Source organism: Pseudomonas sp. SWI44 (assembly GCF_002947915.1).
In the GTDB taxonomy this organism is placed as follows: Bacteria; Pseudomonadota; Gammaproteobacteria; order Pseudomonadales; family Pseudomonadaceae; genus Aquipseudomonas; species Aquipseudomonas taiwanensis.
Map to the genome: position 1 here is coordinate 5,554,154 of NZ_CP026674.1, position 15,225 is coordinate 5,569,378.

Genomic DNA, 15,225 nt, shown 5'->3' on the forward strand with positions numbered 1-15,225 from the left:
AGTTACTGATAGCCACTTTACGCCTCCGCTCGCCATCGATGAAATGGATTAAAACGTGGCGTTCATCGCCCAAGACAGGTTTTCCAGGATCGCTGATTGGGTGTTCTCTGGAAGGCTGGGCCAATACTTGAAGGCGAAGAAATACGCGAGGCCGGCAATCACGTAAATCGTAAGTGCGAAGGCAGGTACGACATAGCGAATGCTGTAGATGAGATCAGCAGTCTTTTTCAGAATGTCGGTCGTGGGAAGGGGGCGCAACTAGATCGATTGTAGGGCGAGCATGCGGCTTCACGCTTGGGCATCGCTTCGCCAAAGCCATGCTGGGCCGCTGTATTACACGAAAGATAGCTTAGCAAGCTAAGTAACTACAGATCCAGAGACATTCTGTCGCACATCGGCATCGCCCGACGAAACGACGCCTTACTCAGCGTCACCGGTAATAGGCCATTGTGTGCAGAACAACGCCACAGGTGACAACAAGGCCTGTGCTGCCGGCCGAGGTTTTCCGCCTTGTCTTTTGCGGTAGGAGACACCGCAAGTGTCTGGATGCCTGCATGCGCCCTAAGGAGAACACTGAATCGGAGATCGCGCAGCGGGGACTTCCATGACGGGTATCGTCTGCGATAGTGGATGAGTGAACAGGCGAGCATTGTGGACGATTACTAACTGTCTCCGCTGCACGCCGACCCGCACGCAGCCGGCCTTGAGGTCATCGGCAATCTGAATGGCCTCGCGCAGCATCTCTAGCATTGATGTGCGCGAAGAGACACCGTAGGAACGACTCGCTACAATTCGGATATCTCATGATGGCCTAAAGCAATTACTGCAGGCGGGTCGGGCACTAGCAAATCTACGGGGGAAACATGGATCTGGTTGTTCCGCGAAACCGGTCACTCGAAGACCTGTTGTCGAATGCATCAAGCGCTGATTTGGACGTATTGGCTGACCTCATTACCGATAACGGCAAGGGCAGGGTAGCTCTTGACAGCAAGGTCAAGGCCACCATTCTCAATCGCAAGGCGCAGGGTAAGCTGCAATCGATTCCTGATGTGCTTGAGGCCGAAATCCGTTCGTTTGGCAGCAACAGCATCGCCACGTTCTTCCGGTCGAGTGGAGTGGCATACATGGAGCTCGCGACGGATGTGGCGAAAAAGCTGGATGGAAAACCCGGCTCATCTCATGACATCTATGCCGTTGAAGAAATGATCATCGGCCTGGCAGTCAAGAAATACATCGGGGACGTGGCGGCGGTGGAATACCGGGATATCGCAAAGCTTTCGGCGTACATCGCTCAGATCGTGAAAGGCTTGATTTCCGCCGCGGGCGCTATTGGCGGCATTGCGGCTACCGGTGGAGCTGCGGGCGTGGCTGGGGCTGTGGGTGGTCGCCTGCTTTCGCTGGCAGCCCCTCCATTGGCGCTTGGCGCTGCTGGGGCTGCGATCTACCAAGCCACGTCACCTGCATTTCGCATCACCACTCCCGCAGTGCTTCAGGTGGCCAAAATTCGCCGGGCCCGATATGAAGCAGATTTCGCAACCTATTCGGAGAAACTACGCGCATGTCTGTGATAAATGAAGAGCTGCTGCGCTCCCTTCCAGACCTTCCGGATATCCTAGCCAAGCTCAAAAGCGGGGAGTATGAGTTATTTGGCGGTGTGGTTCGCCATGCCAAAGGGACTGAGAGAGGCGGGCAGATCGTTGGGCACCTTCTCTTCCCAGGAGATAGTCAACAAACCCAAGCGCAACTCCAACAGCTCCAGGACACCCTCTCGAATGGGTTGGGTTCGCTCCAGACCGGGATGGATCACCTGCAGCACAGCATGAGCGTGCTGCAAGGTTTGCAGACAGCCAATCTGGTGATGACTGGCCTGAACCTCGCGGTGACCACAGCTGGATTTGTGATCGTATGTCAAAAGCTAAACAAGATCAGCTCACAGATCCAGGCTCAATCTCAGACTATTGCTGAGACATGGAAATTAGTCAGCGAGGCTCACGAGCGTGGCCAGCTAACGGACGAAGCGCAGTTTCGATCCTTGCTGCTTTCCGCCCGGCAGTTCTGTGAAGAGGGCGACGTTCAGCAGCTCAAAGCGCTCATCCCTGCTTTCCACAAGGAGTATCAATTCACAAAGCTCATTCTTGAGCGGCACGCCGCTATACCTGCAAGCACCGTTCAGCGCCTGAGTGACATCAAGTTGCTGCAAGATCGCCTAGTCAACCTTGGCCTTGCGTTGTCACACGTTCAGGCTAAATCAGGCGCTGTGAAATACGCTCATGAGTCGCTAGCCCAGCTAGAGGCGGATATCCGGACGTTGAATATTAACCGCATTGAGGGTTTGACCAGCGACCGCGCCGCCGCGTCCGCGATCTCCCAAAAGCAATTCGCCGATGTGACAGACTTCTTGCAGCACGGGAAGCAGATGATGCCCGCGCTGGCCTACCAGGCCGAGGTCATTACCCTGGAAACCATGCACCCGGGCCTACTGCAGAAGGCATCCACCTCGAGAGAGATCATGTTCCTAGCGGCCTGAGTCGTATCAGCCTCAGAGCATGGTTAGCAGCGCCAAGGCTGGCAGTGGAGTCGGTCACCTTGGGTGAGTACAGCAACGCTAGTAACAGTGGGACGCACCCGATTCCGAGGGCTGTGATGAAGGGAAGTGGGATCAACGCCTGAGGGTAGGTCTTCATGGCTGCATAGCTACCTACCGCCAACACTATGCCAATCAGAAGAGGGCCACAAATCATCTTCAACGAAAAGGCTAATCGGTCATAGCGCGCGGTGGCCAAGCTTTGAGCTGCGGTGGTCTCATCCAGCTTGAGGAGGAGGTCATCGCATCGTTGCACCGGCCAACACAGAGCGCGGCGCCGAATGAGTTCGAGTGGAACAACACGCCGTGGGATGTGCTGGTCGCTATCTCCGCCAGGATGCATCGTCATCCGCTGCCAACTTGGTATCTCCAAAAGTCTGCTGCCAACCAGGCTAATTCCTGAACCGACCAGAAAATCCTGGCAAGTTGACGGGAGGATCCAGCGGCTTGCGGGAGGGCGGGGACGCCAAAGGAGTAAAAATGTTCCCTCTGCGCATAGCCAGGTTATACGGCTGTGCAGAGGCGCTCCCGCCCTGGAGGATGCCTGATAACAACAAGCATGTTTGCTGAGCCAAACCCATGCCAGCTTCATGCTTCAGCGCTAGAGAACCTTCTCATGACGCAAGCGGAGCGCGCCGGAACGAGGATGGAAAGCCCGAAGGGCCAAGACCCTGATTTCACCGCGAGGCCCACCCAAAACTATATCGTACTGGCGTATTTGCGAAGCCACTCTGATGCCGGGAGATGCTTACCGATGCCAATATCCGGCCACGTATTGGCATCCTGTAGGGGCTCAGCGATACTGACCGCACTCGGCACCCATCCAGCTGTCTTGGCCGACTTCCTCAGGTTGAGGAAGGTGATTAATGCCCCAGCCTGAAACTGATCGCAACCGCGCCAGCGGGCGTGCGCCGCGAGCGGACTTTGCTGTAGTCGCCTCAAAATGCTAGTCGTGAACCTGCCGAAAAGATCGACCATGGTGTTGCCCGCGTACCCGCCAGTACCATCCATCAAAGGCAGCAGCAGACTCTGAGGGGTAATATCTGAATTCTGACTGCGTCTGAACTGGGCGTAACGACGGAAATAGGCCGCGAACTGAGGATGCAAAGGAAAGCGCAGGCGAGGGTAGTGAGGGCTTTCAAACCATGCCGGTGAGGTCTGTTTTTTGCCTGTCGTTCGGGAACCCGCGCCGTCGGCTTTGAAGCTCGAAAACGTGAGTCTCAGTACCGATGATGACCCCAGCGCGCGCAGCGGGACGTCAGAGTAGATGGCCACAGCTGCGACGAGGAGCCACGGCTGCAACTGCTTATCGTGCTCGGCCAGGGATACTGCCGTCGACATCAGATCTGCCAGCTGGGCCAGCGTAAAATTCGTCCGTGTTTTCCTCCGGCGAGCCTCGAAGTCTGTCGGTTTTAGACCATCGAACGGATTCTGTGTCGTTGTAGTCAGAACGGTACCTAGATAGTCGAAAAAATCCCTCCCACCGTGCATGAATACCTGTCGGTGCTGATCGGTTCCGAGTGCGAAATCTGATCTTGACTCTGGTATGGAGGCTGACGACGGGATGGAATCGGTTGGGACGGAATCCCCTGCGAGCTGCTTTCTGACTATCGGGCGCCAATTGTCATTAATTGGCTTAACCGCGAACACTGCTTTGCCCAGTAGGTAACGTGTCCCACCAGTCTTAGAGATCCACGACATGGGTAAGCGCATGACGAAGTGCATGAACTCCCTGGCATCCGTTTCTTGCCATTCCGGGATCGACTTGTGCCGAATTGACCAGCTCCAATGCATCATCGTCTCGAGCACTGGGCATACCATCTTGTAGTGCCTTGGAGTGAATTGCGGCCGTTGGCACTGCTTGGTCAGGAAGTCGATCCCGAAGCGCCACGTTTGAAACGCCTTCAGTTCGGGGTCTAGGGTATCGAGCCGCGTTCGGACGTCGTTATTGATTGGGCGCTCCAGGCCTTGATGGTCACCCAGCAGCACAAAAGGCGGGAACAAAGGGTATGGCACGAAGGAGTCCATCGGTTTCGCTGATTTATCCGCTGCCTTCGCTGGTGAATCGTGCGGTGCGCTGGACGCCGGCTTTGGTTGTGGTTTGCCCGATGGGTTCTTAATCGATGTCCGCGCTGATTTCATCATGACTTAAAGCTCCTCGGGCGCGCGACCAGTGCTAGGGAGGTCTTCGAGTTTTGAAAACCATAGCGGTGGCCATGAGACGCATCGAGGTATCTAGGACGCAGCGTGATAAGACCGCCGGCATTGAGCTGCTTGCTGGCGTCCGAGCTTGGCCCAGGTGAGCCGACGCTGGGGCCTAGGCGATCGAGCGCCAAATCATGAAATGAAATTATAGACGCTAAAGGATGCTGGCGGAGGCCGTTCAGTTCTAGACTGCCTGAGCCGTGAGAATTGATTGTGAATCGGCTTGGGCGCTGCATTACGCAATTGTGCCGATCGTCGAGCAGAGCACAGGCATGACTGGAGATGTTTAAACTTAATCAAATGATTGGACTAGATGATGGGATTTGAGACAGGGTTTCTGGTTGCAAAATTATGGTTTTCAAACCGAGCATTCAGGGATTTCGGGGCTGCGAAGCTGAGAAGAGACTGAAGGATTGGAACGTAACGGCTTGATTGGAGGGTTGTATGGTCAATCGAGGCAAAGTCTGGTTTTCGGGGGCTGGTGACATATCAAGAGCGCTCGAACGTGACACTGTATTTAACATAATATGCATTATGCGCAGATCCGTATGCAGGCACCTGAGCTAGGTGATGCAAGAATCACTCTTCATGCTACAAGCCCGATCCCAACCTTCGACTATCCGTCTCGGCCCAATCCGCTCTAATGCCTATCACGCCCGCTCTACGCCACGAGGCTCTATTTGCATGAAGCAATCCGTCACTCTGATTATCTGCCTGTCGTTACTCTCAGCATGCGATGTTTCAATCAATACCAACGCTAGCAGAGCCTTAGAGTTCCTGATGTTGCTCGATGAAGGACGGGCCGATTTGACTTGGCTCCCAGCCGGTTCGGCGCTGAAGGCGTCGACCTCCGAGTCCAACTGGGTCAAAGGCATCAGTGGTTTGCGCACGGGTGTTGGCGAGTTCAAACATCGTAACCATGCACAGATCAGCTTCACTCGAGAAATGCCTGATGCACCGCCAGGGCTCTACGCCGCGGTCCAGATACAGTCGTCCTTTTCTAATCTCGAAGTGGTTGAAGTTGTGTTGCTCGTCGAAGAGGATGATCAATGGCGCGTGGTAGGCTACAACATCAGCAAAAACATCCAGTTGAAGGCAGCAATACCGCTGCTCTGACGTTGTCCCCGGCAAACTCACTTGCCGGCGTTTTTCCTTTAACTCGACTAAATAATCATTTAGTGTAATTAAGATATAGTAAATCCCCGTCCGTTGAATAACCCGACTCCACCCTTAATAAAGTTTGGGTTATTCAATCTCGCTTCCATTACAGACGTGTGCACTTCGCGAAACTCCCGTAGCGCGCCAGCTGTCGACAATCAGAAGGTACGAAAACGTCTTATCGCCCGTTCGCGACAGTCTAGAACGTCAGTCGAGCAGCACACGCTTGAACGCTTCGGCAGCCAGGTGCACCTGCACCGACCAGTCATTGGCCGCGTCGTCGCCCGCATCGTCGGAAATGTACTTCAGGCAAACAAAAGGAATGCCCTCCCCGCGCGCGATCAATGCCAGGACATATGCCTCCATATCGACCACATCGTAAGGGGCTTGGCCGTGGTTGACCTCGAAACTGTCGCCACTGCCGCAGATGCCTTGGGCGATCCCTGGCAGCGCAACGCCATATTCCAGCACCACGGGTATCTCCGACAGTGGCGTCTGGTAACGGGCGAAGCCCAGCGGCGTCACATCCATGTCACGCTGCACGAAACGGGTACAGCAAACCAAGCTACCCTTACCGTGCCCCTGGCTGCCGGCCGACCCGAGGTTGACGATGAGCTTGGGTTTGCGCTGCTGAATGGCCTTGGTCAGGCCGATGGCGGCGTTGACCTTGCCGATACCGGTGAACACGGTGTTCATGCCAGTGAACAGGTTGCCAGCTTCTGCCTCTAGGGCGAACACGAATAGCGTGTCGGCCAGGGCGATATCAGAAAATTGCTGGGTAAGCATCATGGTATGGGGCATTCCAGTTGGCTTGCAGAGGGCGAGGCTATTGTCGGTGAACCTTGGTCAATTGCAAGTCCCGGAGCACCCCGACGCATCCGTCTAGGCGCGGTTGCTCGCAATTGGTCGCTGGTGACCTTGGCCAACCTATCATGTGCCCAACGGCATCAAGACCGCCCCTGCTTCATAGGCTCTGTTCGAAAAGCCTTCATACTCGGTGATGCTGCGTTGAAAACAGCCTCGGAACGCTCATTTACAACCCGTAAACTCCGCTTCCGCGGCTGTTTTCGCCTTTACTAAGGCCTGGTAACGAAAGCGCATCATCTACACCAAGCCACCAAAACGCTTGTAGAAACTCTCCCCCACCTCTGGCAACGGCCCGTCTGCGGTCTCCAGTGCGCTGTTTAGCCATTCTTCAGCCTTGGCAAATACCAAACGATACAGGTTGCGGCACAACTGGCGTGCGGCCCTGCCCTCCCAGTCCCCTGGCAACAGCTCGTCTGGTAATTGCGGGTCGCGCAGCAGCAAACGACGGTACTCGTGGATCAACAGGGTGCGCGCCAGGAAGCAGTCCTGGGCGTCCAGTTGTTCCTGCTCCTTCAGTCCCTGCCACAACGGCCTGAACAAGCGGATGAATTCACTGTAGTGCTGACCCAGTTCATCGATGCGCCAGCTCTCGCGAACTTGCGCGCGCATGGCCTTGGAGGCCAGCACTTCCTGGGCATGGGTTTCGAAGACGATGCTGTCCTCGTCGGCATCGAGCTCGCGCAAGGTCGCGGCGAGGTCGGTACGGTCGGCACGGGGGCAGCCCAACACGTTGGGGGCGATGGCGCCAAAGCCTTGCCACTCCAACTCTTCGCGCACGTTTTTGCGCTTGACCGCTTCCAGCTGCGACAGGAGCACCAGTGTCCAGGCACCGTCCCACGCTGGCTGGCTTGGACTATAGACCCGCTTGAAAGCTTTCTCGAAGCGTCGGCGGCCGGTGCCGGTCAAACTGTAATAGCTGCGTCGGCCAACCTTTTCGGCCGTGAGCCATCCCTCTTTGGTCAGGCGAAAGATCGACGTGCGAATCAACCTCTCGTTGATGCCGATCGGCTCCAGCAGGTTGATCAAGCTGCCCAGCCACACGGTGCCGCCGTGGGGCTCGATGGCATCGCCGTACAGGGTAATGATCAGCGAACTGGCGCGAATCGGCGTCTGTTCCTGAAAGCGAGTGATCAGAGTATTGAGTGGGGCAAGGTTGCTCATGGAGGAACTGTGCGCAGATAAAGTACCGACTATACCTGTGCGGCGGGCTGCCTGGCCATTGCCGAGCGCGCCCACACTCATGCGCCCGCCTCGCTCTTGGGCCTGAAGCCCGAATCACCCATGCGCGGGCGCTGCGCTTCCACTTCGCTCAAGGGTGGGCACTCAACCAGTGCCGCCATGCAGCGCCGGGTCAGTTGCTGATACGCCTCGGTACCCCGCTGTTTCCACGCCACTTCCTGCTCGCTCAACGAACGTTTGACTAGCGCTGGTGAGCCGACCACCAGGCTCTGCTCGGGACATTCGAAGCCGGCCTTGACGAAGGCCGCGGCGGCGACGATGCAGCGGGGTGCGATGCGCGCACCATCCATGACCACGGCATTCATGCCCACCAGAGCGTCTTCCCCCACCTGGCAACCATGCAGCACTGCGCCATGGCCAACATGGCCGTTTCGCTCGATGACGGTGTCGCCCCCTGGGAAACCATGCATCACGCAGGTGTCCTGAAGGTTGGCGCCTTCCTTGAGCACGATTCGACCGAAATCCCCACGCAAGGACGCCAGTGGGCCTACATAACAATCAGGGCCAACGATCACATCGCCAATCAGTACCGCACTGGGGTGCACGTAGGCGGTTGGATGGATGACGGGGGTCAGCCCGTCCAAACGATAGCAAGGCATCTCGCACCTCCAGAAATGATTTGAAGCGTTGCTTGATCTTGTATCACTTCGATATTTTTCGTCAATTGCCATTATCCATGTATCGCTTTTTTCAGCGTGGATGCGCGTGATTCGCTCCCGCCAGAAATCGCCTTTCAACCATTTTCTGCGGGATTTCGTCAGGTCAAACCGCGGTTCCATCAATGCATCACGCACACTATTGGATACATAATCACGTATTCATGCTTGATATTGTGTATCGCATAAGGCATATACTGAAATACCTGAGCGTGGTTCGTGCCGCGCCCCTGCAAACAATTCCAATAAAAGCCGGCCGTCCACTGCGCCGCGCGAGCAGCCTGAGGAATACGACATGCCTCGTTACCTTGATGTGCAGGCCCCTGAAAGCGGCGTGCGTCTGATCACCTTGCAACGGCCAGAAGCCCTCAATGCCCTGTGCACCGAGTTGTTGGAGCAGCTTGCCGCCGAGCTTGAAGACGCCGAACGCGACGAGCACACCCAGGTGGTCGTGCTGACCGGCAGCCGCAAGGCTTTCGCCGCCGGTGCCGATATTCGCGAGATGGCCGAGCGTGATCTGGTGGGCATCCTCAACGATCCCCGCGTTGCGCACTGGCAGCGGATCGCAACCTTTGCCAAGCCATTGATCGCCGCCGTGAATGGCTATGCCCTGGGCGGTGGCTGCGAGCTGGTGATGTGCTCAGACATTGTCATCGCTGGCGAGGATGCCCGCTTCGGCCAGCCCGAAATCAACCTCGGCATCATTCCAGGCGCCGGCGGCACCCAGCGCTTGCTGCGTGCCGTCGGCAAACCGCTGGCCATGCAGATGGTGCTGACAGGCGAGGCCATTGGCGCCCGCCATGCCTTGCAGGCCGGGCTGGTCAGTGAAATCACTCAGCCGGAACTGACTGTAGAGCGTGCTTTACAGGTCGCCCGAAGCATCGCCGCCAAAGCCCCCCTGGCCGTGCGACTGGCTAAGGAGGCCCTGCTCAAGGCCGGCGATATCGACCTTGCCAGCGGTCTGCGCTTCGAGCGCCATGCGTTCACGTTGCTCGCCGGAACCGCAGACCGCGACGAAGGCGTACGCGCCTTCATGGAAAAACGCCCGGCCCGGTTCACAGGCCGTTGATCCCCCTTCTTTATCGTTCGACACAGCGAGCCCGCCATGACCTTCGAGCACATCCTGTTTTCCATCGAGGACGGTGTCGCCCTCCTCTCACTGAACCGTCCGCAACAGCTGAACAGCTTCAATAGGCAAATGCACATGGAGGTACGTGAAGCCATCAAGCAGGTACGCCAGAGCGCCGAGGCGCGGGTCCTGTTGCTGACCGCCGAGGGCCGCGGGTTCTGCGCTGGCCAGGATCTTTCAGACCGCAATGTCGCGCCGGGAGCGGCGATGCCTGACCTGGGTGAATCCATCGACCAGTTCTACAACCCGCTGGTGCGCGCCTTGCGTGACCTGCCGATGCCTGTGGTGTGTGCCGTCAACGGCGTCGCTGCCGGCGCCGGGGCAAATATTCCGTTAGCCTGCGACCTGGTGCTGGCAGCCCGCTCGGCCAGTTTCATCCAGGCTTTCTGCAAGATCGGTCTGGTTCCGGATTCTGGCGGTACCTGGCTGTTGCCGCGCCTTGTCGGTATGGCTCGCGCCAAGGCCCTGGCCCTGTTGGGCGAGCGACTGAGCGCCGAGCAAGCCGAGCGCTGGGGAATGATCCATCGCGTCGTCGATGACGCAGACCTGCGTGACGAAGCCCTTACCCTGGCCCGTCACCTGGCCACCCAGCCTACCTACGGCCTTGCCCTGATCAAGCGCAGCCTCAACGCCAGCTTCGACAACAGTTTCGATCAGCAACTGGAACTCGAACGCGACCTGCAGCGCCTGGCTGGGCGTAGCGATGACTACCGCGAAGGTGTAAGCGCGTTCATGAACAAGCGCACACCCGCGTTCGAGGGGCATTGAACATGAGCGCACTCGCCATCACTGCCCAGGTTGCCGTGATCGGTGCCGGCGCCATGGGCGCAGGTATCGCCCAGGTGGCCGCCCAGGCTGGCCACCCGGTCAAGCTGTACGACAACCGTCCAGGCGCGGCCGCCCAGGCCATTGCAGGAATCGACCGCCAGCTTGGACGCCTGGTCGACAAAGGCAAGCTGCAGGGTCAGGCCCGTGAGACCATCATCGGCCGCCTGCAACCGGTCGAGACCCTCGCCGAACTGGCAGACGCACGTCTCGTTGTCGAGGCCATCGTGGAGAACCTCCAGGTCAAGCAAAGCCTGCTGCGTCAGCTCGAAACCCTGTGCGCCGACGACTGCATTCTGGCCAGCAACACCTCTTCCTTGTCCATCACCAGCCTGGCGGCTGGCCTTGAGCGCCCGCACAATGTGATCGGCATGCATTTCTTCAACCCGGCGCCATTGATGGCACTGGTAGAGATCGTCTCCGGCCTGGCGACCGACCCGGCGTTGGCGCACGCCCTGTACAAGACCGCCAAAGCCTGGGGCAAGACGCCGGTGCATACCCGCTCGACGCCGGGGTTCATCGTCAACCGTGTGGCACGTCCTTTCTACGCCGAGAGCCTGCGACTGCTGCAAGAAGGCGCCGCCGATTGTGCGAGCCTTGATGCATTGTTGCGCGATGCAGGCGGTTTTCGCATGGGCGCCTTCGAGCTGACCGACCTGATCGGCCATGACGTCAATTATGCCGTGACCTGCTCGGTGTTCGACGCCTTCTATGGTGACTTCCGCTTCCAGCCTTCGCTGGTGCAGAAAGAGTTGGTGGATGCAGGCCGCCTGGGCCGCAAATCCGGGCAAGGCTTTTATAGCTACGCCGAAGGAGCCGAGCGCCCCCCGGCATCGGTACTGCAGAGTGCGGCAAAGGTCGAACACTGTGTGGTCGAAGGTCATCTGGGGGTGATGCAGCCGCTGCTTGACCGCCTGCGCGCGGCAGGTGTCAGCGTGACCGAGCGTGCAGGCAAGGGACTGCTGCGCGTCGGCGACGCCACCTTGGCCTTGAGCGATGGCCGCCTGGCCAGCCAGCGCGCACGCGAGGATGGCCTGAGCAACTTGGTGCTGCTCGACCTGGCCCTGGACTATGCCACTGCAACCCGTCTTGCCATCGGTTGCGCTGCCGGCACCTGCCCTGCCGCTCGGGATCAGGCAGTGGCCCTGCTGCAACGTGCAGGCTTGCAGGTCACCGCTGTGGCCGACCTGCCCGGCCTGGTGGTGCTTAGGACAGTCGCCATGCTCGCCAACGAAGCCGCCGATGCCGTGCTGCAAGGCGTCGGCACGGCAGCCGACATCGACCTGGCCATGTGCGCCGGGGTCAATTACCCCTGCGGCCCGTTGGCCTGGGCCGAACACATCGGTGTCGACTACACCCTGCGCGTGCTTGACAACCTGCAACGCAGTTATGGCGAAAGCCGCTATCGCCCTTCCCTGCTGCTGCGACGCAGCAATGCCAATGGAGGCCGCCTGCATGACTGAACCTCAACGCACGCCCGACGAACTCGCCCAGGCCTGCGCCGATGCCATGTTCTCCCGCGACCAGGCCAGCCAGAGCCTGGGCATCGGTCTGCAAGACATCGCTGCCGGCAAGGCGCGCCTTGGCATGACGGTACGCGCCGACATGATCCAGGGCCATGGCACCTGCCACGGCGGCTTTCTATTCGCATTGGCCGATTCGGCGTTCGCCTTCGCCTGCAACAGCTACGACGAGGCAACGGTCGCGTCGGGCTGCAGCATCGACTACGTCGCCCCCGCACGGCTCGGCGACCAACTCACGGCAACGGCCATCGAGCTCACCCGTAAAGGCCGCACAGGCCTGTACGACGTGCGCATTGAAAACCAACACGGCGAGCTGATCGCCCTGTTCCACGGCAAATCCTACAAAGTGCGCGGCACGGTGCTGACGCAGGAGACGCAAGATGACTGAACCCATGCGCTTCGATGCATTGATCATCGATGCCGTTCGTACCCCGATTGGCCGCTATGCGGGCGCCTTGAGCGCAGTGCGTGCAGACGATCTGGCAGCGGTGCCGATCAAGGCGCTCATGCAGCGTCACCCCGAGCTGGACTGGCAGGCTATCGACGATGTGATCCTCGGATGTGCCAACCAGGCCGGCGAAGACAACCGCAACGTCGCGCGCATGGCCACATTGCTGGCTGGCCTACCCATTGCGGTGCCTGGTACCACCATCAACCGCCTGTGCGGCTCAGGCCTGGATGCCATCGGTAACGCTGCTCGTGCCCTGCGCTGCGGCGAGGCGGGGCTGATGCTGGCCGGTGGTGTCGAGTCGATGTCGCGAGCGCCCTTCGTCATGGGCAAGTCCGAGCAAGCCTTCGGCCGCAGCGCAGAGCTGTTTGATACGACCATCGGCTGGCGTTTCGTCAACCAGCTGATGCAGGCCACATATGGCATCGACTCGATGCCCGAAACAGCAGAAAACGTTGCCGCCCAGTTCGGTATCTCTCGCGCCGACCAGGACGCTTTCGCCTTGCGCAGCCAGCAAAAGGCCGCAGCAGCGCTGGCCAGCGGTCGCCTGGCACAAGAGATCGTGCCCGTGGAGATCGCCCAGCGCAAAGGCCCGGCCAAGCGCGTCGAACAGGACGAACACCCTCGCGGCGACACCACACTGGAACAATTGGCCAAGCTTGGCACGCCGTTTCGCGAAGGCGGCAGCGTCACCGCGGGCAATGCCTCGGGGGTGAACGACGGAGCCTGCGCGCTGCTGCTAGCCAGCACTGCCGCCGCTCAGCGCTACGGACTCAAGGCTCGCGGCCGGGTCGTCGGCATGGCGGTGGCGGGCGTGGAGCCGCGCATCATGGGTATTGGCCCGGTACCGGCGACGCGCAAGGTGCTTGAGTTGACCGGTCTGTCCCTGGCCGACATGGACGTCATCGAACTCAACGAAGCCTTCGCTGCGCAAGGTCTGGCGGTGCTGCGCGAACTGGGCCTGGCCGATGACGACAAGCGGGTCAACCCAAACGGCGGCGCCATCGCCCTGGGGCATCCGTTGGGCATGAGTGGCGCGCGACTGGTCACCACCGCCCTGCACGAGCTTGAAAACACCCACGGCCATTACGCCCTCTGCACCATGTGCATCGGTGTCGGCCAAGGCATTGCCATGGTCATCGAGCGCCTCTGACCAACGGCTTGTTACCCAGGACGGCGCAGCCGGTTATGCTGCGCCCATGACACTCACGGCCCAGGCGCTTTCAGAGAAACCGCCGGCGTACAAGAACAATTCGAGTGAAGCCATGAACATGTACCATGATGCCGATCGTGCCCTGCTGGACCCGATGGAAACCGCCAGTATCGACGCCCTGCGCCAGCATCAGCTAGAGCGACTGCGCTGGAGCCTGAAGCACGCTTACGACAACGTGCCACTGTACCGCCAGCGCTTCGACGAATGCGGCGCCCACCCCGATGACCTCAAGTGCCTGGAAGACCTGGCGAAGTTCCCCTTCACCGGCAAGAACGACCTGCGCGACAACTACCCCTACGGCATGTTCGCCGTGCCCCAGCAAGAGGTCGTGCGCCTGCATGCATCCAGCGGCACCACCGGCAAACCCACGGTGGTGGGTTACACCCAGAACGACATCGACACCTGGGCCAATGTGGTTGCCCGTTCGATTCGTGCCGCTGGCGGGCGCAAGGGCGACAAGGTACACGTCTCGTATGGCTACGGCCTGTTCACCGGCGGCCTGGGCGCCCATTACGGTGCCGAGCGTCTAGGGTGCACGGTCATCCCGATGTCCGGCGGCCAGACCGAGAAGCAGGTGCAGCTGATCCGCGATTTCCAGCCCGATATCATCATGGTCACGCCGTCCTACATGCTGAACCTGGCCGATGAAATCGAGCGCCAAGGCATCGACCCACAGGACCTCAAGCTGCGTCTGGGCATCTTCGGCGCCGAGCCTTGGACCGACGAGTTGCGTCGTTCCATCGAACAGCGCCTGGGCATCGACGCCCTGGACATCTATGGCCTGTCGGAAATCATGGGGCCAGGCGTGGCCATGGAATGCATCGAGACCAAGGACGGCCCGACCATCTGGGAGGACCACTTCTACCCCGAGATCATCGATCCGGTAACCGGCCAGGTGCTCCCAGACGGGCAATTGGGCGAGTTGGTGTTCACCTCGCTAAGCAAGGAGGCGCTACCGATGGTGCGTTATCGCACCCGCGACCTCACCCGCTTGTTGCCCGGCACGGCCAGGCCGATGCGACGGATTGGCAAGATCACTGGGCGCAGTGACGACATGCTGATCATCCGTGGGGTGAACGTGTTCCCGACGCAGATCGAAGAGCAGGTACTCAAAATAAAACAGCTTTCAGAGCTATACGAGATTCATCTGTATCGCAACGGAAACTTGGACAGTGTCGAAGTGCATGTCGAGCTGCGTGCCGAGTGCCAGCACCTGGACGAGGCGCAGCGCAAACTGCTGACCGGCGAGCTGACCAAGCAGATCAAGACGTACATCGGTATCAGCACCCAAGTGCGGCTACAGCCCTGCGGGACGCTCAAGCGTTCCGAGGGCAAGGCCTGTCATGTGTATGACAAACGGTTGGCCAGCTGATTTTTT

Annotated in this window: 13 protein-coding genes; 9 read left to right on the forward strand and 4 right to left on the reverse strand. The window is 59.2% G+C overall.

The features are described from left to right. The first annotated feature begins 863 nt into the window (after nucleotides 1-863). Both C4Q26_RS26145 and C4Q26_RS26150 read left to right on the forward strand, forming a co-directional pair. Nucleotides 864-1,568: a hypothetical protein gene (locus tag C4Q26_RS26145; RefSeq protein WP_104883926.1), complete on the forward strand. Its 705-nt coding sequence runs from the start codon at nucleotides 864-866 to the stop codon at nucleotides 1,566-1,568. Further along, nucleotides 1,559-2,527 carry a hypothetical protein gene (locus tag C4Q26_RS26150; RefSeq protein WP_104883927.1) on the forward strand — a complete coding sequence of 323 codons (969 nt, stop codon included), beginning with the start codon at nucleotides 1,559-1,561 and terminating at the stop codon, nucleotides 2,525-2,527. Before C4Q26_RS26145 ends, C4Q26_RS26150 begins: the two co-directional genes overlap by 10 nt. 756 nt (nucleotides 2,528-3,283) lie before the next feature. On the opposite strand, the gene C4Q26_RS26160 is transcribed toward C4Q26_RS26150, so the two are convergent. Further along, nucleotides 3,284-4,729 (reverse strand): hypothetical protein, encoded by a 1,446-nt coding sequence (locus tag C4Q26_RS26160; RefSeq protein ID WP_158664926.1) that lies wholly within the window; start codon nucleotides 4,727-4,729, stop codon nucleotides 3,284-3,286. Nucleotides 4,730-5,473: 744 nt separating this feature from the next. Between C4Q26_RS26160 and C4Q26_RS26165 the strand changes: the two genes are divergently transcribed. Beyond that, nucleotides 5,474-5,905, forward strand: coding sequence for a DUF4019 domain-containing protein (locus C4Q26_RS26165; protein WP_158664927.1), 432 nt, complete (start codon nucleotides 5,474-5,476; stop codon nucleotides 5,903-5,905). Nucleotides 5,906-6,154: 249 nt separating this feature from the next. Here C4Q26_RS26165 and C4Q26_RS26170 read toward each other — a convergent pair whose 3' ends face one another. The 3 genes from C4Q26_RS26170 to paaY all read right to left on the reverse strand — a co-directional run bounded on the left by C4Q26_RS26170 (nucleotide 6,155) and on the right by paaY (nucleotide 8,652). Then, entirely contained in the window at nucleotides 6,155-6,736 is a 582-nt protein-coding gene (locus C4Q26_RS26170) for a nucleosidase (protein WP_027906948.1), read from the reverse strand. Between the two features lie 315 nt (nucleotides 6,737-7,051). After that, entirely contained in the window at nucleotides 7,052-7,975 is a 924-nt protein-coding gene (gene paaX, locus C4Q26_RS26175) for a phenylacetic acid degradation operon negative regulatory protein PaaX (protein ID WP_023380589.1), read from the reverse strand. A gap of 77 nt (nucleotides 7,976-8,052) precedes the next feature. Next, a complete protein-coding gene (gene paaY / locus C4Q26_RS26180) occupies nucleotides 8,053-8,652 on the reverse strand; it encodes a phenylacetic acid degradation protein PaaY (protein ID WP_023380588.1) in 600 nt (199 codons plus the stop codon). 352 nt (nucleotides 8,653-9,004) lie between these two features. Here paaY and paaF point away from each other — a divergent pair, with 352 nt between their 5' ends. The 6 genes from paaF (at nucleotide 9,005) to paaK (ending at nucleotide 15,219) form a co-directional block, all read left to right on the forward strand. Beyond that, the gene (paaF, locus tag C4Q26_RS26185) at nucleotides 9,005-9,778 is read left to right on the forward strand and encodes a 2,3-dehydroadipyl-CoA hydratase PaaF (protein WP_023380587.1); all 774 of its coding nucleotides are present in this window, start codon (nucleotides 9,005-9,007) and stop codon (nucleotides 9,776-9,778) included. A gap of 36 nt (nucleotides 9,779-9,814) precedes the next feature. After that, nucleotides 9,815-10,606, forward strand: a complete 792-nt coding sequence (gene paaG / locus C4Q26_RS26190) for a 2-(1,2-epoxy-1,2-dihydrophenyl)acetyl-CoA isomerase PaaG (RefSeq protein ID WP_104883931.1) — start codon at nucleotides 9,815-9,817, stop codon at nucleotides 10,604-10,606. Between the two features lie 2 nt (nucleotides 10,607-10,608). Continuing rightward, entirely contained in the window at nucleotides 10,609-12,126 is a 1,518-nt protein-coding gene (gene paaH / locus C4Q26_RS26195) for a 3-hydroxyacyl-CoA dehydrogenase PaaH (protein ID WP_104883932.1), read from the forward strand. Then, nucleotides 12,119-12,574 carry a hydroxyphenylacetyl-CoA thioesterase PaaI gene (gene paaI, locus C4Q26_RS26200; RefSeq protein WP_023380584.1) on the forward strand — a complete coding sequence of 152 codons (456 nt, stop codon included), beginning with the start codon at nucleotides 12,119-12,121 and terminating at the stop codon, nucleotides 12,572-12,574. Before paaH ends, paaI begins: the two co-directional genes overlap by 8 nt. Beyond that, nucleotides 12,567-13,787, forward strand: coding sequence for a 3-oxoadipyl-CoA thiolase (gene pcaF / locus C4Q26_RS26205; protein WP_041925495.1), 1,221 nt, complete (start codon nucleotides 12,567-12,569; stop codon nucleotides 13,785-13,787). Before paaI ends, pcaF begins: the two co-directional genes overlap by 8 nt. Before the next feature lie 112 nt (nucleotides 13,788-13,899). After that, nucleotides 13,900-15,219, forward strand: a complete 1,320-nt coding sequence (gene paaK, locus C4Q26_RS26210; protein WP_023380582.1) for a phenylacetate--CoA ligase PaaK — start codon at nucleotides 13,900-13,902, stop codon at nucleotides 15,217-15,219. Nucleotides 15,220-15,225: the final 6 nt, after the last annotated feature.